Source organism: Flavobacterium xylosi (genome assembly GCF_042787345.1).
Taxonomy (GTDB): Bacteria; Bacteroidota; Bacteroidia; order Flavobacteriales; family Flavobacteriaceae; genus Flavobacterium; species Flavobacterium xylosi.
Genome location: NZ_JBHZPZ010000002.1, coordinates 229451 through 255167 on the forward strand (window position 1 = coordinate 229451; position 25717 = coordinate 255167).

Below are 25717 nucleotides of genomic sequence, written 5' to 3' on the forward strand. Positions count from 1 at the left end.
CGGTCAAAAAAAGAAATAAAATGGAATTTGATTTTCTAAAACCAGTAGATAATGAAATCCTTGACTATATAAGTGGATTGACTTCTCAGCAACTGGGAAGCAAAATTGTGTTGCATACAAAAGAGCAATTTCCGGATTTAAACAACATTAAAATTGCAGTAATAGGCGTTTTAGAAAATCGAGGCGATAAAAATGCTATTTCTGATGTCGATTTGATTCCACTGAGGAAAGAGTTGTATGGATTGTTTCCAGGAAACTGGGATGCTTCAATTGCTGATTTGGGCGATATTCTGGCAGGAAATTCAAACGATGACACTTATTTTGCACTGAAGAAAGTAGTGGCAAGGTTAATCAAAAAAAAGATTATTCCCATTGTTGTAGGCGGTTCCCAAGATTTGACATATGCGCTTTATAGAGCTTATGATGATTTAGAGCAAATGGTCAACCTAGTTTCTATAGATAATAAATTTGATTTTGGAAAGGAAAGTGAAGAAGTTTCAGCCTCTTCTTATTTGACAAAAATAATTATTGACGAGCCTAACAACCTATTTAATTATTGTAATATTGGTTATCAAACGTATTATAATTCCCAAGAGGAGATTGATTTGATCGAAAAATTATTTTTTGATGGGTACCGATTAGGGGAAATATCTAATAATATTTCACTTTCGGAACCTGTTTTCAGAGATGCAGATTTAGTGAGTATTGATTTGACTGCTATTAAATCTTCGGATTCAGGAAATTTTATTTCGTTTACGCCAAATGGGTTTAATGGAAAAGAAATTTGTTCTTTATCGAGGTATGCCGGAATAAGTGATAAAGTGTCCTTGTTAGGAATTTTTAATCATAATAATTCAGCACAAGAATCGGCTATAATGGCCCAAATAATTTGGTATTTTATTGAAGGATTCCATTATCGTTCTAATGAATATCCTTATGGCAGCAGGGAAAATTATATTAAATACATAGTTCCAATGGAAGAAGAGGAGCTTGTTTTTTACAAAAGTGATAAAACCGATCGTTGGTGGATAGAGATTCCTTTTATTTCAAACGGAAATAATAAACTAAAAAGAAATACGTTATTACCATGTTCCTACGATGAATATTTATTGGCATGCAATCAGGAGTTGCCGGAAAGATGGTGGAAAGCACAAAGAAAAAATATTTTATGATTAATTGTTTTGTAATTTTATGAGATCGCTTTGCTACTTAATGTGATTTATGCGTGTAATATTACAAAATCTTTAAAAAAATCATTTTTTTTGCATCGTGTCGATTTTTTTTGACACTTTATCGACAAAATGTTTTTTTTGTATTTTATTTAACTTTATTTTTGGGCTTGAATTAATTAAAACAATGAAAAATATTGTTTTATTAATAAATATTAAATAGGTTTACGCAAATTTTAAGACAAGAATAGATAATCCAAATTTATATGAAGAATTTCATTGCATTTACGGCAATTTTAACCTTATTAATTGGCTGTGGTAAATCAAGCGACAAAGGAGAATTAGTTGGTATTAATGGAGGAAAATGGCATCCTGAAAAACCTTATGGGATGGCTTTAGTTCCTGGAGGTGCTTTTATTATGGGTAAATCGGATGACGATTTAGCAGATGTTGAGGATGCTCCTACAAAAACAGTGACTGTTCGTTCTTTTTACATGGATGAGACCGAAATCACTAATAAAGAATACCGTCAATTTGTAGAATGGGTAAAAGATTCTACTATGAGAGTTCGTTTGGCAATTCTTGCTGACGAAAGTGGGCAAAAAGCGGGAGAAGCAAAAGGTAAAGGTAAAAACGCCGGTAGTATTGGTGATTTTGCTTTTAACGATTCAGATCCTGAAAAAATGACTGCCTATGATAAATATATGTATGATAATTATTATAGTATAGGTACTGCTGACGATCCTTATGCCGGAAGAAAATTGAACAAAAAAGTGAAACTGATCAAAGATACTAAATTGTATCCGGATGAGTACTATTCTGAAGTGATGGATTCGATGTATCTGCCAATAGAGGCTTCCTATAATGGATTGCGTACAATTGACGTGAACAAATTAAAATTCCGTTACTCGTGGATGGATATTCAGGCTGCAGCCAAAGCTAAAGTTGGAAAAAGAAAAGATTTTATAAAAACAGAAGAAGTGAATGTGTATCCAGACACAACGGTTTGGATTAAAGATTTTGCTTACTCTTATAATGAGCCTATGCATAATGATTATTTCTGGCATAAAGCATACGGTGACTATCCAGTTGTAGGAGTGAAATGGACACAGGCCAAAGCTTTTTGCGCTTGGAGAACCTTAAATAAAAATACCTACATCAAATCTAAAAAGAAAGGTCGCGATTTGATTAACTCTTTCAGATTACCAACGGAAGCAGAATGGGAATATTCAGCAAGAGGGGGTTTAGAATCAGCTACTTATCCTTGGGGTGGGCCTTATACTAAAAATGACAGGGGTTGTTTTCTGGCTAATTTTAAACCCAACAGAGGTGATTATGCTGCAGATGAAGCTTTGTATACTGTAGAGGCAAAATCGTATGAGCCAAATGGTTATAATTTGTATAACATGGCAGGAAATGTGTCCGAATGGACGGATTCTTCTTATGATCCAAACGCCTACGAATACGTTTCTTCAATGAATCCAAATGTATTAGATGCTTCTAATAAGCGTAAAGTGGTTCGTGGAGGTTCTTGGAAAGATGTTTCTTACTTCTTACAAGTAAGTACGAGAGATTTTGAATATGCTGATTCAGCAAGAAGTTTTATCGGATTTAGAACTGTTCAAGATTACATGGGATTACAGACTACTGGAAACGGTAAAAAAGCAAAATAAAATAAACGGACCGTATCAATCTATCAAATAAACCTTAAAAAAAAATATCATGGGATTACTAAGCAAAAAACAAATGAATTTCGCATACGGAATGGGAGCAGCAGTTGTTATCATTGGAGCATTATTCAAAATAACTCACATAGAATTTGGAGTTATTACAGGGAATTTAATGTTGACGATAGGACTTGTTGTTGAGGCATTGATTTTTGCACTTTCAGCATTTGAACCAGTTGATGACGATTTAGACTGGACTTTAGTATATCCAGAATTAGCAAATGGTGTAAAAGGAACAGCACCAAAGAAAAAAGTAGAAACTCCTTCTGATGCTCAGGGATTGTTATCTCAGAAATTAGATGCGATGTTAAAAGACGCTAAAATTGACGGTGAATTAATGGCTAGTTTAGGAAGCAGCATTAAAAATTTCGAATCAGCTGCAAAAGGAATTGCTCCAACTGTAGATTCTATCAATTCAACTAAAAAATACAGTGAAGAGTTGACTTTGGCAGCAGCCCAAATGGAATCTTTAAATAGTTTGTATAAAATTCAATTGCAAAGTGCTTCAAGAAATGCACAAATAAACGAAGAAGTGGCTGAAAATAATTTAAAATTAAAAGACCAGATGCAGTCTTTGACATCTAACTTGTCATCGCTTAACAATGTATATGGTGGAATGCTTTCTGCAATGAATAACAAAGGATAATTAGTTTCGAACTATAAAAAAATAATAAACTAATTAGTAGAAAATATGGCAGGAGGAAAACTAACCCCTAGACAGAAGATGATTAACCTAATGTACCTGGTTTTTATCGCAATGTTAGCATTAAATATGTCCAAAGAAGTGTTATCAGCTTTTGGAATTTTGAATAACAAAATAGTAGAGTCTAACTCTTTAACAGATACTCGAAATCAATCTTCTTTTGATCAATTAACCCAAAAAGCGGTGGATCAGCCAGGTCAATTTGGCGATAAAAAAGCTAAAGTGGAGAAGATCAGAGCAGTTTCTAAAGAATTTAATGATTACATAGAAAACATTAAAACAGACGTAACTAAAAAATTCGTAAGAGATGCAGAAGGAAATCTGCCTTACGAACAAATGGATAAAGGAGATTTAATTGACAGAATGTTTTTTACAGGAGACAGAGTTTCTAAACAAGGTCAGGAGTTTTTGGATAAAGTAAATAATTATTCTGTTCAAATCAAACAAATTGGAGGAAGCTCAGTAGCGGAATCAGAAATGAAAAAAATCGAAGCTCGGTTTGCTACTAAACCAGTTTATTCTGAAAAAGCGGGTGCAAAATTAGCTTGGATCGATTATAATTACAAAGGATATCCACTTATTGCTACAATCACTAAATTGTCTCAATTGCAAGCGGATATTAAAACTACAGAAAGTGATGTTATGACTGGTATGTTTCAATCAGATTTGGTTGCTGCAGCTTCTCTTACGGCTTACCAACCGATAGTGGTTCTTGAAAAATCTGTTTTCTTTCAAGGTGAAGCTGTTAAAGGAAAAATTATCTTAGGAAAATTTGACCCTTCATTAAAAGCTAAATCTGTAATTGTAAACGGATCAAGTGTTGCGGCTCAAGCAGGTCAGGCTAATTTCTCTTTTGGAGCTGGTAATATTGGAGAACACCCAATAGGAGGTTCTTTTAATTTTGATGAAAACGGTAAAGTTGTAAGTTTGCCTATTAAAGATAAATACGTTGTTGTGGCAAGACCAAAGTCAGCTACAATCTCAGCTGATAAAATGAATGTGGTTTATAGAGGTGTTGTTAATCCTATGACTATTTCTTTTGCAGGGGTTTCAGCGGATAAAGTTTCAGCTTCTGCTCCAGGATTAAGTTCAGCGGGTGGTGGTAAATATAACATGAGTCCAGGCGGAGGAACAGAAACAGTTATTAATGTGACTGCAACACTTCCTGACGGTTCTAAAGTTTCTGATAGAAAATCTTTCAGAATTAAAGGTATTCCCGGTCCTGCTGGAACAATCAGAGGAGAAATGGGAGTGGTAAAAGGTCCTAAATCAAATTTAGAAATCGCAACTATTGGAGCAAAATTAGTTGATTTCGATTTTGAAGTTGGTTTAAATGTTGTTGGATTTAATTTTAAAGTTACTGGTCAGCCTACAGTAGTAGTTCCGGGTAATAAATTAAATGCACAATGTAAAGCGGTTCTTTCTAAAGTAGGAAGAGGTGATCAGGTTACTATTTCTGAAATTAAAACTAAACTGGTAGGTGCGGGTAGTTATTTATTGCCTAGAACTGCTCCGGTAATTTTTGAAATACAATAATAAGTACGTTTTAAGCAAAACATACTTCAATAACTTATTATGATATAATGATGAATGTAAGAAATTTTTTAATAGCTATTATCTCTATCACTTGGAGTTTTGCATCTGTAGCACAATCTAATTTGCTAAATGCCAAAACACCGGATCAAATAGGTCTAAAAACCGCTGCGCAGCTTATTTCGGATAATGACAAGCCTTTGGTATATGGTTATGTTCACGATAGAGACGTATTGATGGGTAAAACAACTTGGGAAATTATTGATTTAGGTGAGAAGATAAATTTCTCCTTGTATTTCCCAATTGATACTGCAAATATTGGCTCAGACAGACGCTCGTTGTATGATGTGCTGACTAAAGCGATGAAGAATGGAAAAATTACTGAAGTGTATACGGATAGTTATTTTAATACCAAAAAATCCATTAAGGATATCCAGGGTTCACTTTCCCGTGTTGATACGACAGATGTGGGTAGAGAACAAATAAATGCCGGGCAAGCAGTAGCGGCTGAAAATATTTTAAAACAAGATCTTACCGCACAAGATGTTACGCAATATAAAATCAAAGGATATTGGTATTTTGATAAACGTCAAAGTGAATTGAAATATCGTTTGCTTGGGATTTGTCCAGTTACACCAGATGTATATACGATGAACAGCGATGAGAAAGATTACATTGAATTGTTTTGGGTCTTTTTCCCATCTGCCAGAGATGTTTTGCATGAAGCGAAAGCTTTCAATGATAAAAATTCTGCAATGCCGGTTTCTTTTGATCAAATTCTAAATTCAAGGCGTTTCAATAGTACCATTTATAAAGAAGAAAATGTTTATGGAGACAGATCAATTGCTGAATACATGAAAGATAATGCTCAGAATCAATTATTAGAATCAGAAAGAGTGAAGGAAAAAATTCGCAACTTCGAACAAGATATGTGGAATTACTAAATTTTATATTTTAGATTACAAAAAACTCTTACTATATCGGTAAGAGTTTTTTTTATTTTAATAAACTACCTTTGTGTTTTTTAAAAGGTACCACAACAGATGATTGATTATTTAATAATAGGTTCGGGATTAGCAGGAATTTCATTTGCAGAAATGGCTTTGCAAAATGATAAATCCATCTATGTATTTGATAATAATTCTCAAAATTCATCAAAGATTGCCGGAGGGTTGTACAATCCTGTTATTTTAAAGCGTTTCAGTGAAGTATGGCTGGCTCAAGAGCAATTGCTTCTTATGAATGAATTCTATACTGTTTTAGAAGAAAAGTTGGAGTGTAAGGTAGATTTTAAGAAGCCAATTTTAAGAAAATTTTTCTCCGTTGAAGAGCAAAATAATTGGTTTGCTGCCTCAGATAAAATGGCGCTGGCTCCTTTTCTTTCCACTGAATTGATTTATAAAAAATACCAAGGAATTGATTCTGCCTATGATTATGGTGAAGTACTGCAAACGGGATATGTAGATACCGCATTGTTGCTGGATAAGTACAAAGAATATCTTATTAAAGAAAAATTATTTCAGCAAGAATCATTTGATTATGATACTTTACAGATAGAAAACGATAGTATTCGATATAAAAATATAGAGGCGAAATATATTATTTTTGCTGAAGGTTTTGGAATGCATTCTAATCCATTTTTCAAAAATTTACCATTAGACGGAACAAAAGGAGAACTTTTTATTATTAAAGCTCCTGGACTTGATTTGGATGTAATCATAAATACGAGTGTGTTTATTTTGCCCCTGGGTAATGATTTATTTAAAGTTGGCGCCACGTACAACTGGAAGGATAAAACGGATTTGCCTACCGAAGAAGGAAAAACAGAATTAATCGAAAGAATTAAAGAAATTATAACCTGCGATTTTGAAATTATGGAGCATTTTGCCGGAGTTCGACCAACAGTCAAAGACAGAAGACCATTGGTGGGAACACATTTCAATCATGACAGAGTTCATATCCTTAATGGTTTGGGAACCAGAGGGGTGATGTTGGGGCCTTCTATGGCCAAAGCGCTATTTGAATTTATCGAATATAAAATGCCCTTAAACAAGGAAATTGATATCAACCGATTTCTTGCTAAAAGAAAGTAAAAATATTATTTTTGATTTGTCTTTGGATCATAAGAAACAAACATATTGATGTAGATATTTCTTGACCATCGTAACACAAACGGGAATAATAATACAAGGGATACAATTATGGCGATAAATGCCACTTTTATGGAAGAACTAAAGATGATATAAGAGATTATAAAAGCGGCAATTCCAATAGCCACATTCAATCCGTAACTTACATACATTGCACCATAAAAAAACGAAGGCTCGATTTGATATTTTAAGCCACAATGACTGCAATTTTCATGCATAGCTAAAATTTTGTTCAGATGTAACGGATTTTTATCCAAATACATACTCTCATTCTGACATTTAGGACAAGTTCCTGTTAAAATGCTATTTAGTTTGGATCCTTTTTTTAACATTTGCAAAAATTTTTAACAAAGGTACAATTTTTGAAAGGGTACCGATGTAACATCAGTCACAAAATATGCTTAATATACACAATTTATCTGTTTCTTTCGGAGGTTCTTATTTGTTTGAAGAAGTCACTTTTCGTTTGGGTGCAGGTGATCGAGTTGGTCTCGTTGGTAAAAACGGTGCTGGAAAATCCACCATGCTTAAAATTTTAGCTAAAGATTTTGCTCCAGACTCTGGAAGCATCGCTCAGGAGAAAGAAGTCCGAATGGGATTCCTGCGTCAGGATATCGATTTTGAGCAAGGTAGAACGGTGCTTGAAGAAGCCTATGAAGCTTTTATTGATATTAAAATTGTAGAAAATAAACTGGCTGAAATTAATCATTTATTGGTCACCCGCACCGATTATGAAAGTGAGGAATACAGCCAAATTATTGAAGATTTATCCGATTACACCCACCGTTTTGAATTATTGGGCGGATACAATTATGTTGGAGACACAGAAAAAATTCTTCTTGGTCTAGGTTTTAAAAGAGAAGTGTTTAACAATCAAACCGAAACTTTCTCGGGAGGTTGGAGAATGCGAATCGAATTAGCTAAGCTTCTATTGCAGGCAAATGATGTTTTGTTGCTCGATGAGCCTACGAATCACTTGGATATCGAGAGTATCATTTGGCTGGAAAGTTTCCTTCGTAATTATCCTGGTGTTGTGGTGATTGTTTCACACGATAAAATGTTCTTGGATAATGTGACCAATAGAACTATCGAAATTTCCCTTGGAAAAGCGTACGATTTCAACAAACCCTATTCTCAATATTTAGAATTGCGCCATGAAATCAGGGAGAAACAATTGGCAACACAAAAAAATCAAGCCAAAAAAATTGAAGAAACCGAGAAATTAATCGAGAAATTCCGTGCCAAAGCTTCTAAAGCTTCGATGGCACAGTCGATGATTAAGAAACTCGATAAAATAGAACGCATCGAAGTTGACGAAGATGACAACTCGGTAATGAATATCACTTTTCCTGTTTCAAAAGAACCGGGTAGAGTAGTTGTCGAAGCTGAAAATGTGACCAAAAGCTATGGTGATAAGACTATCTTGAAAGACATCAATCTGTTAGTGGAGCGTGGGAGCAAAATTGCGTTCGTGGGACAAAACGGTCAGGGAAAATCAACCTTTATCAAAGCAATTGTAGATGAATTTGAATACCAGGGAACGATAAAGTTAGGGCATAATGTGCAGTTGGGTTATTTTGCGCAAAATCAAGCGGAATATCTGGATGGTGAAATTACCTTGTTACAAACCATGGAAGATGCTGCTGCAGATACCAACCGAATGAAAGTACGCGATATGCTGGGTTCTTTCTTGTTTCGTGGCGATGATGTCGATAAAAAGGTAAAGGTGCTTTCTGGGGGCGAAAGAAATCGTTTAGCGCTATGTAAATTGCTTTTGCAACCGATCAATGTTTTGTTGATGGATGAGCCTACCAATCACTTGGATATTAAATCCAAGAATGTTTTGAAAGCAGCTTTGCAAAAATTTGGCGGAACGCTATTGCTGGTTTCTCACGATAGAGATTTCTTGCAAGGCATGTCAAATTTGGTTTACGAATTTAAAGATCAAAAAATAAAAGAATATTTAGGCGACATCAATTATTTCCTGGAACAACGTAATTTGGAGAATATGCGTGAAGTCGAGAAAAAAGATGCGATAAAAGCTTCTGCCCCAAAAGAGAGCAATAAAACTTCCTATGAAGATCAGAAAAAGGGGAAAGCATTGCAAAATAAATTGAGTAAAGTGGAGAGCCAAATCAAGCAATTGGAAAGAGACATTCAGAACGACGATAAAATGTTAGCTTCTAATTATGATAAACATATTGAAGATGCTAAATTTTTCATGGCGTACAACAAGAAAAAAGCAGAATTAGAGAAACTGCTGCTGGATTGGGAAATTGTTCAGGAAGAAATTGATAATTTCAGCTAATCAAGCTTTACGTTTCAATTCCAAGACTTCGGGACTCAAAAAAAAAGTCAGGTTTCTAATGTTCATAAAAGAGTTTCTTTTAGTCGCTTTTTAAGAATAGGAAACCTGACTTTTTGTTAAGTTAAAATAAAATTGTTTTAAGAAATCTTGTTTGTGAATCAATTCTATTAAATCAATCCCATCATTTCTGAATGGGCAATGGCTTCTTTGCTGTTTTTGAAATAACAAACGGAGACTTTTAAACTCTCCAGATTTTTTAATATTACTTCCACTTTTTCTTTTTTATTTATTCCGGTTTGTCGGATATAAACTGCTTTTACGGTAACGGGGAAAATTTTGCAAATGGCCTCGTACAGGAAAGGATCGTGTTGAGAATCATCACCTAATAATACATATTCGAGATTGGGGTAAAATTCTAAAATGTGTTTTATTTTATCAAACTTATGATTGTGATTGCCTCTGCCGGTCATGAAAAAATCGGTGAGACTGGTTTTGATATCTTTCAATAATAAGACGGCTCTTGGCAATTGATGAATTTCGGTAAATTTCACGATGAATCGGTACAAATTCCATTCGCTGCTTGATACATAAAAGAAGGCATTTTGTTCTTCTTTATTATTTCTTCCTGCAGAACTCAACGCTTGGTAATGGGGTACAACATCTTCAAAAACTTTTCGCTTATCAATGTTTTTAAATAACAGAATGTATAATTTAATAAAGGGATTTTCAGTGTTAGATACCAAAAAAGTGTCGTCAATATCCGATATAATCCCTAAATTCCCTTTGTGTGGTCGAATGTAACTTTCGGTAGTTTCTATTGTCTCCTTATTGTGAATGATACTTACCTTGTAATCAATCCAGCCGTATTTTGTGTATTGATCTAGTGGGACGCAAAATTTAAAATAGCCGTCATTCAGCGTCTTTGTATGGATTTTTACATGGTTATGTTCTAAATACACATCAGCGTTTGCCTGTGTTTTTATTCGAAACATTCTGATTACCGAAGCAGCGTTCTTGAAGTTTTTTTTCTGAAAATTATAATCTTTCGTACTTGTTGGTCTGAAAACGTGTCCCATCACAATTAATTCCTGCTCATTTGCATAACCGCGATATAATTTTAAAATAGGCTTCATTTATTGTACTTTTGATGAGAATTATAAAATCAATTTTTTTTATCAATAAATGTAGCTAAATTTTGAGAAACAATGTCATTATGGTTGTAAATCCTATTTCAGGGGATGTTGATAAATCAGAACTGATAGAAGCTGCATTGTTTTTTGCTGAAAAAGAAAACCTGAATCTCGTGATTTATAATACTTCGGGAGTAAATGATGTTGTAAACATAAAAACGCTTTATAAAACATATAAACCAGAAAGAATCATTGTTGCTGGTGGTGACGGAACTATAAAAATGGTTGCGGAGGCAATGGAAAAAGAGGATGTAATCCTTGGGATTTTGCCTGCGGGTTCTTCCAATGGTCTGGCAGTCGATTTAGATTTGATGTTAACTCTTGAGGAAAATCTTAAAATCGCATTTTTGAACGATTATATAGAGATAGATGTTATTACCATAAATGATAAAATCAGTTTGCATTTGAGTGATTTAGGTCTTAATGCAGAACTTATTAAAAACTATGAGAATGCAACAATTCGAGGTAAATTGGGCTATGCTTTACAGGCAGTAAATACGTTAATTGATTTTGAGGGGCCTTTTACCGCAACAATAACGGCCAATAATGAAACTATAAATTGTGTTGCCAGAATGATTGTAATTGCCAATTCCAAAAAGTATGGGACCGGCGTTGTTATTAATCCGCATGGGGTAATGAATGACGGAATGTTTGAATTGGTGATTTTGAAAAACTTAGATTTATACGTTTTTGGACAAATCATAACAGGGAATATGCCCATTGAATCTAATGATGTTGAGATAATAGCAACGAATCAGGCAACTATAAAAACTAATTTTCCGGTTAGTTTTCAAATGGATGGTGAATATTGCGGCACGGAAACAGAATTCGATGTTCAAATCTTGCACAAACAAATGAAAGTTGCAATTCAATAGCTTTATAATTTTAAGCTATTTGAAAGGATTACGTTCCTGCCAGAGAGTTTCCGGTTCCAAATAACTAAAGATTTTACGCATTTGCGAATTAATCATCCGATTACTGTGTGCAATAAATCCATACATTTTTACTGGTTTTGCACCTACGGAACTTTTAATTTCCAATGCCGTTCGGGCAAAAACAATTTCCTTAAAACCTTTATTGATCGAATAAGCAATCATGTCGTACAGCATATTTAAATACAACATTTTTTCGCGTTGAATACTATCGTCGTAACCCAGAAAATAGGTGTCCATCACCTCGCCGTTTTTGATCAAGGTATTGAAGCCTATCAGTTTTTCATTGATAAAATAACCATAAAAAAGAAACTTGTCATGGAAAATTTCTTTGAATGTTCTAAAGTGATTTTTCGGCAGGAAAAAAGTATTAAAAGGCGCATTTTTCGCTACATGAATATACAGATCGTAAATAGTTTCTTCATGTGCGATTATGTCTGCTAAGCGCATCTTTCTTTTTTCAATCACATCCGCTTTTTTTCGAGCTCTTTTGTACTGATCTCTGTATTTTTTTGAAAGGGAATTTATGTAGTCTTGCTCTGATTTCCAAGCTTCATTTATGGTAAAAACCATATTGGGCTGTGTAGAAAATTGATAGTTATTTTTGAATTCTGAAATGTCAAAGTGTTTGATTTCTTCTTCATCAAAATCTTTAAATGAAGTGATATGTATTTTTTTATCTTTGGATTCAAATAATTTTTTTAATGCCGAGGAAGCTGTTTTTAAGGTTTTAACAGCTTCTTTTTTATCAATTTCATCTGAAAAAGCAAAAGCGTTTTGTCCGGTCAGCATATTATTTCCAATCAGTAAAACATTGGAACAAAAATTCTTGAAGGCAAAATTTCTCAGCGCAGTTTTGATGCATTTATCCCGTTCTCCAAAAGATCCCAGTTTATTCAAATCTAAAAATTGGGAAACGGCAATACCGGCTAACAAATCATTTTTAAAAATCCCTATAAAATGACAAATCATATTTTCTGGAGATGATTTTTCTAATACTTCCAGGTATTTTTTGGATAAAAAGATAGTCGATATAGCTAAATCATCCCAGTTTGCAGGAAGTTCATCTATTGAAGAGTAAATTTTATAAGAATAAGATGTATTCAAATTGGATTTTAATGTTTCGTCAAATTTAGTTAATAAAGTTAAAGTATTTTTATAGGAGTTGAAATTAACTAACTTTAGATAATAAATAAAAAAATTATGGAAAAGTTTACAGATGAAAAGATTCAATCCCAATTAAAAGAGCTGAAAGACTGGCAATTCATTGATAATGCAATCGAAAAAAAATTTAAATTTTCAGATTTCACGCAGGCTTTGGGATTCATAGTTCAAGTAGGGTTGATGGCCGAGAAAAGAAATCACCATCCGGAATTATTCAATGTTTACAATAAAGTCTCCATCCGACTGAATACACACGATGCCAATGGAGTCACTGAAAAAGATTTTGATCTGGCTAAAGCGATTGATCTGATTCCATAAAAAATCTCGTCTCCTTATAAGTAGGTGGACGAGATTAATTTGTATTTTTTTTTACTATTTCCAGGCACAAATGATCCCGCCCATAATCATAAAGCACACAATCCAGAAACCGCCGGTTACTAATGTGTATTTAAAACTTCGTCTTTCATATAATGCATTAGTCCCGATTATAGGTAAGGCTAAAAATAATCCTGCCATAAATCCATGCAATGCACCATGTTTGAAAGTTCTAAATGCCATTCCATAATCGGCCATAAAAGTGGCATAGGAAGGTTTGGCAATGCTGGCATCACCACCTACCATTCCTAAAGCGCCAAATTGATGGATTGTTAGGATTTGAAGAACAAAACTTATTAAAATGGCATAAATAAAGGATACTCCAAAAATCATAAGCATATTACCGCCTTTCATTTTTTCTTCGGTTAGTCCAGATTCTTTCATCCAGATTGTTCCAAAAACTTTTGGGTTATACCAAATAAATCCGACTACAAGCGTTGAAAAAGCGGCAACTAAAAGGGCATAAAAATTCATTTCCATAAAATTGATTTCAAAGGTTAGTGAATCAAATATAATAATTTTTATTAAAGAGCAATATTGATTATTTTGTAGGAAATACACTTGTGTAAATTGCGATATGGTGTATTTAGTCGATTATATTTGTCGATGAATGAAATAGTGTGTACTTTTAGGTGTGTGAAAAGTAAAAACTTCTGCTTATGAAAAATCTAACTACCCTATTTTTAACTGTTTTGTTTTCGTTTTCAATGTTTGCCAATGTTTCTGTTTCAGAGAGAGATGCTTTGGTGAAATTATATGAAAAAACAAATGGAAGTCAGTGGATCACAAAGTGGGATTTGTCAGCGCCCGTGTCTACATGGCATGGTGTGAAATTAGAGGGTAAAAAGGTTATTTCATTAAATTTATCCGATAATAATTTAGTTGGCGAAATTCCTAATGATATTGTCAATCTTGTTAGTTTGCAAGAATTAGATTTACACAAAAATCACCTGTCTGGAGAAATACCTTCAATTGTTGGGAATTTAAAAGAACTTAAAGTATTGGATATTTCGTTCAATAATTTATCAGGAGTTATTCCGGCATCTGTTTGTGAAATGAATAAGTTACAGCAGTTAGCGTTATATATGAACGGTCTTTCAGGCGAATTACCGGAACAAATTGGTAACTTAAAAAATTTAGAAGTACTTTCTTTATTCAATAATGAAATTACCGGTCAAATACCAAGTTCATTATATAATGTGAAAACATTGAAAGTGTTGCTTTTAAACAGTAATAAATTTATTGGAGAATTAGGGCCTGAAGTTGCAAATTTAAAATCTCTTGAGAACCTTAGTTTGTTTGATAATAAAATGAACGGAGAAATTCCAGCGGAGTTGGGAAAATTGAATAATTTGAAAGAAATGAATATTTCGTATAATATGTTTTACGGACAAGTGTCCAAAAGTCTGGCACTATTAGATACATTAAATATGACGATGTTAAATAATAATGGAGCTACTGTTTTATTAGATGTAAATCAAGATAAAAATAAAGCGATCGTTTCCGAAGATTAACAAGTTAAAAATAACCCTGTTCTCTTTAGTAATTTGATTTAATAATTTAGTTTTTTTTTAAGTAAGTTTTAATTAATTTAGTTGTTTGAAACCTGTAAAGTATTTATACTTTACAGGTTTTTTTTTTTGAATAAATAGTATCAGACATAAGGTAGGGACTTTAGTTTTTAATAAGTTTCGCAAAGAGTGAAAATAGTATATCCAAAAAAGCGCAAGATTTCCCTATTGTATTTTTGTTTTTAATTCGCATTCAATTTCGCCATCTTGTAAGTCTCTCTCTACCGTCACTTCGAGTGTTTTTGACTTGAATTTAAGTAGCAAGAAATGTGTAGTGTGGCAATTATTAAAAAGAGTTTTTGCAACAGATTGGAAGGATTAAAAAGATTTTTAAAGCTTCATGACGAATTAATCTGTGATAATCTGTGAAATCTGTGGCAAAGAAATTTAGAGCTTTATTAAAATACGACCTTAAATTTTAGCCATTACTCATGCATTTGAAAATAAGAATTTATTAAGTCAAAAATGTATCGAGAAGTTTAGGGAGTAAAATGGTTCTCGATACTCCCGACGCATCGGGATTAAAGCTTTTTGTGTCGTTTAATCAGGAATATTGGCTTAGCTTTAAAAACCACTCGAAGTGACGGTATTCAGAGGTACTGATACGTTTGAAAGCACGGATTTGTTAAGTCAAAAATGTATCGAGAAGTTTGGGGAATGCAACGGTTCTCGATATAATTTTTAAAGCTGGTTGTGTCGTTTAATCAGGAATATTGGCTTAGCTTTAAAAACCACTCGAACTGACGAATCGGTGCCTCTGAATACCGTCACTTCGAGTGTTTTTGACTTGTACTTATAGGTTTAGAAGTAAGAATTTATTAAGTCAAAAATGTATCGAGAAGTTTAGGGACTGCAACGGTTCTCGATACTCCCGACGCCTCGGGATTAAAGCTTTTTGTATCGTTTTGTGTCGACTTTTTTGATAAAAAATTAGGCTTTCCATTGATGTTTTTTAGAAAGTAAAAAATTATGCCTTACTGATTTTCTTTTTGCTTAATCAAAAAAGAAACAAAAAAATATTCATGGGTTATTATTGTTTTGTGGTATTCATGAATCTTCGATTTCAACCTCAATATTTTTATCCCAAAAATCATCGGACAAATTGCTCTATCGCGACCCCAGCCGCTCGTGCCTTTGGTGCTAATGCAGGTATTTTTTGCAAGGTATATTTTCCCAGACTGATTGTGTCTATCTCCACAGTGATTTCTAATTGGATTAAATTAGGAATTCAGTTTCTAATATTTAGAGCATTTTATGTTTTCTACTATCTAAAAGGAGCTACTGTCGGGCTGAATGGTTCCGTTGTATTCTTCCCTTTGTTAATTGTATTGATGGGTATTTTAGGATTGGGAATAGGGATGTTCATCTCTTTTTTGGTTACCAAATACCGGGATTTTAGTAATTTGATCCGTTCTGGTGTGCAATTGAACATGAGTATATCTGTGTCTTGATTATTGACGCTACTCGTGGATTGTAAGGTCAGGATCAAAGTGTTTTTTGGTTGGCTAAGAAAAACAGAAAAGGTATCGTAATCTTAGGGAACAAATGGGATTTAGTCGAAAAGAACCTTACACACTTTATCTGGAAAATAAAATTAGCGATAACTCAGAGCTTTTAGTTCTGTCGATCGATATTTATATCATAGAGAAGCAGTCTTTATTTCCATAATTATATTTAGAAAGTTGCTTGAGTTTGTAAAAGCTCAATCAACTTTTTTTTATGAAAAAAAAGGAATAGAATAAATGGCAAAGTTGTATGGGTGACTGGAGCTTCAAGCGGAATTGGGGAAGCTTTGGCTTATGAATTGGCTCATAGGAATTGTAAACTCATTCTTTTGGCATGTAACATAAAAGCTTTAGAATCTGTGAAATTTTATAATTCACAAGTATTCTCCTCCAATAAAAAAAATAAATAAAAAGATAATGAAGCGGTATTGTGTTTGTAATATCCCTGTCGAACTGAGGTCGGTAGACTTTGAAGAACTGGAGAAACGTTTTCAAAATTAGTCTTTATTGTAAGTTATTTGAAAGATAATTATCTTCGTGCATCTTTAAATAAGTACATTGTGCGATGTTACTTGCCCCCTATTATTTTTCATACACTATCCATACACTATCCATATACTATCCATATACTATCCATGCCTTAAATATGCCTCGTCCTAAAATGACTATACAGATTATTAAATAAATCCTATTATTGTTATGGTAATATAATTTTTAATCCTAAACTTACTATACAACTGCTTTTTCATAGTTAAAGTTTTTATTATAATCCTTCCCTCTTTTCTTCAAGTTCCCAGATTGTAAATGAGCTTGATTTTGGGTAATCACAAATTAACGCAGCCTATTTGAATTAATGCGTAATTGAATATTGCCTGGAGATTACTTGTTCTTTTTATTGAAAAACACTTGTTACTTACTTATTATGTTGTGATTAAGGTAGTTGTTTGAACTGCTTATTGAACAGGTGTTGCCATCTTAGAAAGGTACGTCAGCCATTTTAATTGCTTAAAACCCTATCCTATGATACAACGTAAAACATGTTCCATTTGAAGCCCTGAGTAGTCACAAAACTCCTCTATTGAGAGTAGATGATGTGGTTCCTTATTCAAGTTGGTTTTGATCTTATGCAGATATAACCTTGCTTGTCTGTATGTTTTACCGGTAATACGTTGTACATCTTTTGGATAAATGCATACCCTGATGTTACTTGCAATCACATTTTTTGTTTTTAATAGCTTATCAAAGTTTATAGACTTTGGTGATGTTTATCCCGTCTTAGGGTCTTTATTCTTTTATTTCGTGTAAAGTTATGAAAATTAATTACTTATGAAGTGACTAAAAGAGGTAATTGTAGGCTTTTTAGTGCCATTAGTGACATCTGCTTTTTGAAAAGTGATTTAATTGATTGAACCTTTGTTGAAATCATTCCCGATTTAGTTGCAACGAATATTCAGGATGACAGAGTAGTTCAAATATTTTTAAATTTAAATTTTAAACCATTATGGCAAAACAAAAAGGCATAATTAAATTGAAAGGTACTATCGGGGATATTACTTTTTACAAAACTAAGGATGGGTATATTGCCCGTGAGAAAGGTGGCATTGATGCCAAGAGAATTGCTAACGATCCTGCGTTCCAGAGAACACGCGAGAACGGTTCCGAATTCGGACGGGCAGGGAAGGCCGGTAAAACTTTGCGTTTGGCATTGCGGACTTTATTGTTGAATTCTTCAGACAGCAGAATGGTGAGCCGACTTACCCAATTGATGGTTAAAGTTATTCAAGCTGATTTGGTCAATGAACGAGGGCTTAGAAACGTAATTGACGGCGAGGCTGAATTACTTAACGGTTTTGACTTTAACATTACCGGGAAATTAGGAACAACTCTATTTGCTCCTTTTACTGGAACAATCGACAGGGTTTCGGGTGAAATTTCGGTAGATTTAGTATCGTTTATTCCTGCCAATATGATTGCAGCTCCAAGTGGAACCACTCATTTTAAAATTATATCAGCTGGTTCTGAAATTGATTTTGAAGCGGAAGTTTTCGTTACTTCAAATTCTGAAACAGCCATTCTTCCTTTGGATATGAATCCGACAGGAATCATCAATCATATGAATATGATAACACCAAACAGTACAAAACCTTTGTTTCTTGCTCTTGGAGTTGAGTTTTATCAAGGGGTGAATGGTAGAATGTATCCTTTGAAAAACGGCTCGTACAATCCACTAGCACTGGTGCAAGTTAGCGGTCTGTAAGATGGTTTTAGTGCTATTCAGAACTTATTTTCCTGAGGGAACTAATGGAAAACTTGCTTGTGACGGGCAATTCATCTGTTGTACCATTGAATTGCCCTGGCGAGAAAATGAAAAGTGGGTTTCCTGTATTCCCGAAGGATACTATTTATTGCGAAAGCGATACAGTCGTAAATTTCAATGGCATGTTGAGGTGGTTGCCGTAAAGAATAGAAATTCTATTTTGTTGCATCCTGCTAATAATGCCATGAAGGAATTGAATGGATGTATTGCTCCTGTAACAGAACTTTCCGGGGTCGGTTTGGGTTTGCAATCCCGACAGGCTTTTGCTAAAGTAAAAAATTTAGTTTATGAAGCTTTGGAGCAATCCGCAATAGTTTCATTAATTGTTCAATCTTAAAATTTATACTTATGAATATTGTAAAAAGAGTGAAAGCTCCAAGTCCGAAATTTTTTAAAGTGTTGCGAAATATCGGATTGGCACTGGCTGCCGTTGGTGGTGTTATTTTGACCGCACCCATTGCCTTGCCCGTAGTCATTGGTTCTATTGGGGGGTATTTGGCCGTTGTTGGTAGTGTACTATCTGCAGTAAGCCAACTTACTACCTCCTATGAGGAAAATCCTTATTCGGTGCAGGATGACAACGAGTAATCCTAAACTGATGGGTACTGTAGGAGGTACATTTTTGAGTGTTGTGCCGAATTTGCATTCGGAAGATGTTTTGAAAACTGTTTTGTTAGCTGCCGTTGGAGCGATTGTCAGTTTTGGAATATCGATGATGCTTAAATTTGTAATTAAGAAGTACAAACGGTAGTTTAGTTTTTGTAATAAAGAATTAGACAATTAAAGCCCAAACCGAAAGGAATGGGCTTTTTTTTGTTTATAAGGAAGGTTATAGGAAATAAGTTTATTGTTGCTATTGTTGTTTTTGTTGATGAAAAAAGTTTTTTCTTTTGTCTTGATTACACACGAGTTACTAATTTATTGGAGTTCGTGAATCTATGATTTCAAAAGAAACAAAAAATATTCATGGGTTAATATTGTTTTTTTTGTATTCATGAATCTTCGATTTCAACCTCAATATTTTTACCCCAAAAATCATCGGACGCATTTCCCTATCGCGACCCCAGCCGCTCGTGTTTCACACTCGACTCGGGGGGCGCTCCCCTCTGCCAGCGCATAAACCCAGGTTCCGCATTAGAAATCTACTGCATCTGAATTCTTCTTCAAAACCAAGCACTTACTCCCATTTTTAAAATCAAAATACAAAAGTATTCTTCATTTAAAAATAGTCCGTGAGCACTTGTTTTTTTTGAATAATCCAGCTTCGTAACGAAGTCTAATGCAGAATCTGGGTTAAATCCTTACCGTGATTTTTTGGTTCAAAAATATAAGGGCGAGTGGAGCGAGTTGTTACTATTGCTGTTTTTATTTTGAAGAACTTTTTTCTTTCGTCTTGATTACTCACGAGTTAATATTTTATTGCAGTTCGTGAATCTATGCACAATTTGAAAGCTCAGTTTAAAAAAATAAATGTTCCCTCAAAGAGAAACCGCTCATGTATTCCCCTCTTGAGAGGGGTTAGGGGTGTGTTTTTGTGGTTATAAATTCCTAAAAGTTAAATGATATCAGGAATGTAGTCCTTAAAACTATAAGGGTAAGTTGAAGACAATTTTTTCTTTTGCCTTGATGCAAAAGAAACAAAAGATCAAGCCTGAATATTTTTATCCCAAAAATCATCGGACGTATTTCCCTATCGCGACCCCAGCCGCTCGTGTTTCACACTCGACTCGGGGGTCACTCCCTTCTGCCAGGGCTGAAATCCTTACCGTGATTTTTTGGTTCAAAAATATAAGGGCGAGTGGAGCGAGTTGTTGCGTTTGCTATTTCTTCTTTGAAGACAATTTTTTTCTTGTTTATTATGCACATCAGTGTCAACGGGAGGTCGGAAGACCTCGAAGAGCAGTCTACAATTTGAAAGCTCAGTTTAAAAAAATAAATGTTCCCTCAAAGAGAAACCGCTCATGTATTCCCCTCTTCAGAGGGGTTAGGGGTGTGTTTTTGTGGTTATGAATTCCTAAAAGTTAAATGATATCAGGAATGTAGTCCTTAAAACTATAAGGGTAAGTTGAAGACAATTTTTTCTTTTGCCTTGATGCAAAAGAAACAAAAGATCAAGCCTGAATATTTTTATCCCAAAAATCATCGGACGTATTTCCCTATCCCGACCCCAGCCGCTCGTGTTTCACACTCGGCTCGGGGGTCACTCCCTTCTGCCAGGGCTGAAATCCTTACCGTGATTTTTTGGTTCAAAAATATAAGGGCGAGTGGAGCGAGTTGTTGCGTTTGCTATTTCTTCTTTGAAGACAATTTTTTTCTTGTTTATTATGCACATCAGTGTCAACGTGAGGTAGGAAGACCTCGAAGAGCAGTCTACAATTTGAAAGCTCAGTTTAAAAAAATAAATGTTCCCTCAAAGAGAAACCACTCACGTATTCCCCTCTTGAGAGGGGTTAGGGGTGTGTTTTTGTGGTTATGAATTCCTAAAAGTTAAATGATATCAGGAATGTAATCCTTAAAAATATAAGGGCGACTCGAGCGAGTTGTTTCGAGTGCTATTTTGTATTTAAAGAAATTTTTTCTTTTGCCTTGATGCAAAAGAAACAAAAGATCAAGCCTGAATATTTTTATCCCAAAAATCATCGGACGTATTTCCCTATCGCGACCCCAGCCGCTCGTGTTTCACACTCGGCTCGGGGGTCACTCCCTTCTGCCAGGGCTGAAATCCTTACCGTGATTTTTTGGTTCAAAAATATAAGGGCGAGAGGAGCGAGTTGTTGCGTTTGCTATTTCTTCTTTGAAGACAATTTTTTTCTTATTTATTATGCACATCAGTGTCAATGGGAGGTCGGAAGACCTCGAAGAGCAGTCTACAATTTGAAAGCTCAGTTTAAAAAAATAAATGTTCCCTCAAAGAGAAACCGCCCACGTATTCCCCTCTTGAGAGGGGTTAGGGGTGTGTTTTTGAGGTTATAAATTCTTAAAAGTTAAATGATATCAGGAATTTAATCCTTAAAACTATAAGGGTAAGTTGAGGATAGCTGATGCTATTAGTTGCCCGAGGTCCACCAAGGGTTTTCGTATTGTAAACGTTCTATTCGTTTGGATGTTGGAATAAAGGTATCAAAACTCATAATAGTTCTTATTTTTACACAATTGTAAAAATAAGTATATAAAAAATAGCTTATTTATTCAAAAATGTTGATTTAAGTAATTTTAAATATTTTTAAAAGCTTAATTTCACAGTTGCACTTAATGTGTTAGATAGAAGATGTCTGATTAATAATTAATTTTGTGGAGTCCTTAAACATGAGTTTAATATCTTGTAAAGACAGTCACTGAATGCAATGCCACGTACTTAGGGTTGGGATAATTGGTACTATTTTTATGATGAAGTTGTGCTCTATTCCCGAATTGAATAGTGGTTATAATTTAATTTTCCTTTTACTGTCTCTATAGATTGGTTTTGTAATTATGCGGTGAACGGTTGTTGCAAATACCGCAATAATGCGGTGATAAATTGAATTAATCGCCGCATCAAAACTACTTCCGAAATAGCGAAGCAAATACAAAACTTGCTGTGTTCCTACTGTTTTATTAAGGGAGCTTGTCATCTCGACGTGGGGGAGATGATATAGGTAGCTAGATAATTCTGGTAAATCTAATTTGTTTCTCTTTAACCTAATACGACTGATTTTTTATTTGAAGATAATTTTTTTGTCTTCACCCTTTTTTGAATTGGTTTTGATCTTCTGAAAAATTGAAAAGGATTACCATACTGCCTTTGAATGGATTGAACGAAGGCTCGTATTTAATGTATCCTTTTTCGTGTAGTTCTTTTATGCATTTGTGATATGTTGCTGGGGAGCAAATTTTACTGATGCGCATCACTTCTTCTCTGGTTATGCTTATTGGATTTTGGAAATGGTTTATGTTCCAATATTGGAATAATGTAATGTATAGACTAATGTGAGTAGGGTTGAGGTTCTGGTCTTGTATTATGCGGTCAAAGAAACCAGTGAGATGGTGTTTTATGTAGTTCATAAGGTTTAGAGATCAGTTTTTAATGGTTAGTGTTCAGTGTTCATTGATCAGTATTCAGTGATCAGTGGTCAGTGGTCAGTTTTTAGTATTCAGTACAAGGTGGTCAGTGTTCAGATTCAGTATTCAGTGATCCGTGTTCAGGTCGGAGCGTACGGTGTTTCGGGATGAGTGATTAGTATTCCGAGTTCTGTGTTACATGTTTAGCGTTTAGGATTCTGAGTGGCGTTTCATTAAATACATAAAATTGCATTTGACGAGATTACTTCATCAGTTGGCTCAAGGCGTCGTGTCCTCCTTTGTTGGAATTACAAAATGGAGGATATCGACGAATTCTAATATATTTTCGGTCTGTTATTTTTTAGTGTATTTTATCATCGTTTTGAAGCGTTCCCATCAATTCCATTGAAAAATTATCTCTGGCTTGGATGTAGGCTATTTTTGAAATTACTGTGGCGCCCAGTTTTCTTTTTTCGAAAGTTGCAGACACTCCGAAATCAATTCTATTTAATTTTAGTTCTCGAGCTCGTTTGATTGCCTGAAAAAGTAGTTGGCGGTAAAGTTGGAATTCTTTTGCGTAGGAATAATCCATTCCTATTAGCGCTGGAACATAAGTATGATTTGTGTTTTTATAACAAAATAAGATACCGATTGGTAGGTTTAAACTACTCTGTTGATCCCTATTATTATTATTATTATTATTATTGAGATATAATAGTATGAATTCCCAATGATGATGATTTTCCATTTTTTGGAACACTTCTATGGGATAGGTAAATGTATTTATAGCATGATTGTTGTTTTTTACATTTTGATATAGTTTATAGGCCTGTTCTGATTCTTCTTTTGTTAATTTCTCTTTTATTACAATATCGAAAGCCTTTTCAAAAGGTAGCACTTCTTTCATAAAATGTTTTCTAGAGCGGGAGGACAGGGTAGCTGAAAATTCTTCCATACTATCCCATTTGTTATTTTGTATGATGCAAGTTTCGGGCATATTTATTTTTAAAAAACCATGATTGTTAAAAATATGATTCAATTGTTCGTCTTCCTCGAAATCCCTTAATACAAGCATATCTGCGTTTAATTGATGGTACAATGTTTCTACTTGTTCCAGTAAAAGCATTATGGCTTCTTCTGCTAAAGGGTGTGTTTTATTAATATAACAATGATTGCCCTCTGTAAATAAGGAGCCCATTCCTAAAACTTTTGATGTAAGGTATAATGGATTTTGTTTTCTTTTCTCTTCCAATTGAAGCGAAATTGATTCTGATGCCAACATATCGTCTTTCCATAATCCATACGTAAAAAAAGTTGTCAGTACCGGAATTCCGTTTTTGTCTGTTATCACATAATAATGAAAGTCCCAGTTATTTTTAGCGCAATCTGTATTCGTGAAAGCATTCTCCAAGAATAATAATCCTTCCCAGTCAAAAGTGCTCTGTTTTCCTAAAAGTTCGTCCCAGGTTTGCTTATTTATTTTTACTATGGATGTTTCGTACTGTATTACTAAGGTCGTTTCTTGTTCCCTGTTTTCTATTTGTGGAATTGTTTCTGCGATACGAAAAGCTTTTTTTACTTTGTATTTACTATTGCCTGATTCTTCTAGGGCTTTTGGGAAATGGAATTTCATTGCTTCTACTAATGCTTTTATTTCTTCTTTTTGGTTGTGGCGAGAAAGTGTGATTCGAATACCAGTGTTTTTGATTGGAACAGCGGGATATATTGCGGGGTTTACATAAAAGCCATCGTTAAAGAGCCTTTGTACCATTTTGTAGGCCGTTAAAGGCATGGCGGTACCCAAGAAAAATACCGGGGAGTTGTTCAGAGCAATCATAGGAAGATCGGTTTTTTCCAATAATGATTTGAAGTATTCTATTTTTTCTGATAAATCAGATTGTAAGCTTAGAATTTCGGTGGAAAGATGAATGTCAGCCGAAGCAATTGCAGCTGCAACGGAAGCGGGTTCCAGTTGTGCAGAAAAAGTTAGGGGTCCGCCAAAATTTTTGATTTTATCTCTCAGTTTTTGATTCTTGCAAAATATTGTTGCACCACTTGCTCCGAAGGTTTTACTTAGGGTGCTTACCACAATACAATTTTCAGGTAATTCTCCAATAGCGTCAAATATAAAACCAGTTCCGTTTTTGCCTTTCCAACTCATTCCATGAACATCATCAAAATAAAGGTATAATTGTGTATATTTTTGCGACAAAGTCAACAATTCCGGAATTGGGGCATAATCACCAAACATGGAATATACACCATCAGCCATGTACCAGATTTTGTTGCATTTTGAGGATAGCTGTCTGATTTTATCTTCTAACATTTCCAAATTGCTATGTCTTATCATTTCTACCGGAATTCCGCGTAACTTTAAAAGTTGACAGGCATTTTGAACACTCCAATGTACTTGATGATCCATTATTACGGCATCTTCATCTCTTATGAGTGTTGGAATTATGGCTAAATGCCCCAGTGTGCTATTTTTGGTTATGATTGGTGGAATGCCATACATTTGCTCGATTTTACTTTCTAATTCATAGTATAATGGATGTGAAATGTATGATTTTGAAAGTGGAAATTGTGTGCCATAGTCGCGAATTGCTTGGATAGCCGCATCTTTTAGTCTGATGTCTTGTTCTAAACCCAAGTATCCAGTTGTGCCAAAATGAAACATTTCCTTACCATTGATTTGGATGGTTCTACCCGTCAACACTTTGTCTTCTGCATATAGATGTACTACACCTTCTTTTTTTGCTCCTGCGATTACCTCATCGACCGTATCAATGAAATTGTTATGTTTGATTTTTGCCATATTATTTAAGATGAAGTTATTTAGATTTAATTATAGTTTGATATTTATTGGGTAAAATTCTGAATAAATATTTGATAACATCACCTGAATAAATAGAAAATCCCAATATGATAACTTATACTCCCGATTTGATAACTTTCATTTTATTTTCTATCAATTATGTGATTTTGATGATTTTTGTAATACTTTTAACGTTATTTTAATTTAAATACTACTATTT

The 25717-nt window shown here is 34.2% G+C and carries 23 protein-coding genes and 1 pseudogene; 17 read left to right on the forward strand and 7 right to left on the reverse strand.

Translation table 11 applies throughout. The annotated features are described in order from the left end of the window. Nucleotides 1-20: 20 nt before the first annotated feature. The 6 genes from ACFX5E_RS02665 (at nt 21) to ACFX5E_RS02690 (ending at nt 7225) form a co-directional block, all read left to right on the forward strand. The gene (locus ACFX5E_RS02665; protein WP_379853614.1) at nt 21-1172 is read left to right on the forward strand and encodes a formimidoylglutamase; all 1152 of its coding nucleotides are present in this window, start codon (nt 21-23) and stop codon (nt 1170-1172) included. A 263-nt stretch (nt 1173-1435) separates the two neighbouring features. Next, a complete protein-coding gene (gene porK, locus ACFX5E_RS02670; protein WP_379853615.1) occupies nt 1436-2842 on the forward strand; it encodes a T9SS ring complex lipoprotein PorK/GldK in 1407 nt (468 codons plus the stop codon). A gap of 49 nt (nt 2843-2891) precedes the next feature. Beyond that, the gene (porL, locus tag ACFX5E_RS02675; protein ID WP_379853616.1) at nt 2892-3542 is read left to right on the forward strand and encodes a type IX secretion system motor protein PorL/GldL; all 651 of its coding nucleotides are present in this window, start codon (nt 2892-2894) and stop codon (nt 3540-3542) included. A 45-nt stretch (nt 3543-3587) separates the two neighbouring features. Beyond that, the gene (gene porM / locus ACFX5E_RS02680; RefSeq protein ID WP_379853617.1) at nt 3588-5135 is read left to right on the forward strand and encodes a type IX secretion system motor protein PorM/GldM; all 1548 of its coding nucleotides are present in this window, start codon (nt 3588-3590) and stop codon (nt 5133-5135) included. Nucleotides 5136-5185: 50 nt separating this feature from the next. Continuing rightward, the gene (gene porN / locus ACFX5E_RS02685; protein WP_379853664.1) at nt 5186-6076 is read left to right on the forward strand and encodes a type IX secretion system ring subunit PorN/GldN; all 891 of its coding nucleotides are present in this window, start codon (nt 5186-5188) and stop codon (nt 6074-6076) included. A 99-nt stretch (nt 6077-6175) separates the two neighbouring features. Further along, nucleotides 6176-7225 carry an NAD(P)/FAD-dependent oxidoreductase gene (locus tag ACFX5E_RS02690; RefSeq protein WP_379853618.1) on the forward strand — a complete coding sequence of 350 codons (1050 nt, stop codon included), beginning with the start codon at nt 6176-6178 and terminating at the stop codon, nt 7223-7225. 5 nt (nt 7226-7230) lie between these two features. On the opposite strand, the gene ACFX5E_RS02695 is transcribed toward ACFX5E_RS02690, so the two are convergent. Next, nucleotides 7231-7614 carry a DUF983 domain-containing protein gene (locus tag ACFX5E_RS02695; protein ID WP_379853619.1) on the reverse strand — a complete coding sequence of 128 codons (384 nt, stop codon included), beginning with the start codon at nt 7612-7614 and terminating at the stop codon, nt 7231-7233. 65 nt (nt 7615-7679) lie between these two features. Between ACFX5E_RS02695 and ACFX5E_RS02700 the strand changes: the two genes are divergently transcribed. Next, entirely contained in the window at nt 7680-9590 is a 1911-nt protein-coding gene (locus ACFX5E_RS02700; protein WP_379853620.1) for an ABC-F family ATP-binding cassette domain-containing protein, read from the forward strand. 167 nt (nt 9591-9757) lie between these two features. On the opposite strand, the gene ACFX5E_RS02705 is transcribed toward ACFX5E_RS02700, so the two are convergent. Beyond that, nucleotides 9758-10723 carry an App1 family protein gene (locus ACFX5E_RS02705; RefSeq protein WP_379853621.1) on the reverse strand — a complete coding sequence of 322 codons (966 nt, stop codon included), beginning with the start codon at nt 10721-10723 and terminating at the stop codon, nt 9758-9760. A gap of 62 nt (nt 10724-10785) precedes the next feature. Between ACFX5E_RS02705 and ACFX5E_RS02710 the strand changes: the two genes are divergently transcribed. Continuing rightward, nucleotides 10786-11655 carry a diacylglycerol/lipid kinase family protein gene (locus tag ACFX5E_RS02710; RefSeq protein ID WP_379853622.1) on the forward strand — a complete coding sequence of 290 codons (870 nt, stop codon included), beginning with the start codon at nt 10786-10788 and terminating at the stop codon, nt 11653-11655. 15 nt (nt 11656-11670) lie between these two features. Here the strand turns inward: ACFX5E_RS02710 and ACFX5E_RS02715 are convergent, their stop codons facing one another. After that, entirely contained in the window at nt 11671-12819 is a 1149-nt protein-coding gene (locus ACFX5E_RS02715; RefSeq protein WP_379853623.1) for an 8-amino-7-oxononanoate synthase, read from the reverse strand. A gap of 96 nt (nt 12820-12915) precedes the next feature. On the opposite strand from ACFX5E_RS02715, the gene ACFX5E_RS02720 reads away from it, so the two are divergent. Beyond that, the gene (locus tag ACFX5E_RS02720) at nt 12916-13194 is read left to right on the forward strand and encodes a 4a-hydroxytetrahydrobiopterin dehydratase (protein ID WP_379853624.1); all 279 of its coding nucleotides are present in this window, start codon (nt 12916-12918) and stop codon (nt 13192-13194) included. 54 nt (nt 13195-13248) lie between these two features. Here the strand turns inward: ACFX5E_RS02720 and ACFX5E_RS02725 are convergent, their stop codons facing one another. Continuing rightward, nucleotides 13249-13731 carry a DUF1761 domain-containing protein gene (locus ACFX5E_RS02725; protein WP_379853625.1) on the reverse strand — a complete coding sequence of 161 codons (483 nt, stop codon included), beginning with the start codon at nt 13729-13731 and terminating at the stop codon, nt 13249-13251. Nucleotides 13732-13910: 179 nt separating this feature from the next. Between ACFX5E_RS02725 and ACFX5E_RS02730 the strand changes: the two genes are divergently transcribed. The 8 genes and pseudogenes from ACFX5E_RS02730 to ACFX5E_RS02765 all read left to right on the forward strand — a co-directional run bounded on the left by ACFX5E_RS02730 (nt 13911) and on the right by ACFX5E_RS02765 (nt 19395). Beyond that, nucleotides 13911-14765, forward strand: coding sequence for a leucine-rich repeat domain-containing protein (locus ACFX5E_RS02730; protein ID WP_379853626.1), 855 nt, complete (start codon nt 13911-13913; stop codon nt 14763-14765). Between the two features lie 1079 nt (nt 14766-15844). Next, the gene (locus ACFX5E_RS02735) at nt 15845-16273 is read left to right on the forward strand and encodes an ABC transporter permease (RefSeq protein ID WP_379853627.1); all 429 of its coding nucleotides are present in this window, start codon (nt 15845-15847) and stop codon (nt 16271-16273) included. Next, nucleotides 16243-16389, forward strand: a pseudogene (locus ACFX5E_RS02740) (ribosome biogenesis GTPase Der); the annotation flags it as partial. The gene ACFX5E_RS02735 and the pseudogene ACFX5E_RS02740, both read left to right, overlap by 31 nt. 192 nt (nt 16390-16581) lie before the next feature. Further along, nucleotides 16582-16737, forward strand: a complete 156-nt coding sequence (locus ACFX5E_RS02745; RefSeq protein ID WP_379853628.1) for a hypothetical protein — start codon at nt 16582-16584, stop codon at nt 16735-16737. A 1091-nt stretch (nt 16738-17828) separates the two neighbouring features. Further along, nucleotides 17829-18584: a hypothetical protein gene (locus tag ACFX5E_RS02750; protein WP_379853629.1), complete on the forward strand. Its 756-nt coding sequence runs from the start codon at nt 17829-17831 to the stop codon at nt 18582-18584. Nucleotide 18585: 1 nt separating this feature from the next. Continuing rightward, a complete protein-coding gene (locus tag ACFX5E_RS02755) occupies nt 18586-18981 on the forward strand; it encodes a DUF5675 family protein (protein ID WP_379853630.1) in 396 nt (131 codons plus the stop codon). A gap of 11 nt (nt 18982-18992) precedes the next feature. Further along, nucleotides 18993-19232 (forward strand): hypothetical protein, encoded by a 240-nt coding sequence (locus tag ACFX5E_RS02760; protein WP_379853631.1) that lies wholly within the window; start codon nt 18993-18995, stop codon nt 19230-19232. Beyond that, on the forward strand, nt 19219-19395 hold the full coding sequence (locus ACFX5E_RS02765) for a hypothetical protein (RefSeq protein WP_379853632.1): 177 nt from the start codon (nt 19219-19221) through the stop codon (nt 19393-19395). Before ACFX5E_RS02760 ends, ACFX5E_RS02765 begins: the two co-directional genes overlap by 14 nt. Before the next feature lie 2671 nt (nt 19396-22066). On the opposite strand, the gene ACFX5E_RS02770 is transcribed toward ACFX5E_RS02765, so the two are convergent. The 3 genes from ACFX5E_RS02770 to ACFX5E_RS02780 all read right to left on the reverse strand — a co-directional run bounded on the left by ACFX5E_RS02770 (nt 22067) and on the right by ACFX5E_RS02780 (nt 25497). After that, nucleotides 22067-22255 (reverse strand): hypothetical protein, encoded by a 189-nt coding sequence (locus ACFX5E_RS02770; RefSeq protein ID WP_379853633.1) that lies wholly within the window; start codon nt 22253-22255, stop codon nt 22067-22069. A 109-nt stretch (nt 22256-22364) separates the two neighbouring features. Beyond that, the gene (locus tag ACFX5E_RS02775) at nt 22365-22685 is read right to left on the reverse strand and encodes a hypothetical protein (protein ID WP_379853634.1); all 321 of its coding nucleotides are present in this window, start codon (nt 22683-22685) and stop codon (nt 22365-22367) included. Between the two features lie 358 nt (nt 22686-23043). Next, nucleotides 23044-25497, reverse strand: coding sequence for an aminotransferase class I/II-fold pyridoxal phosphate-dependent enzyme (locus tag ACFX5E_RS02780; RefSeq protein WP_379853635.1), 2454 nt, complete (start codon nt 25495-25497; stop codon nt 23044-23046). Nucleotides 25498-25717: the final 220 nt, after the last annotated feature.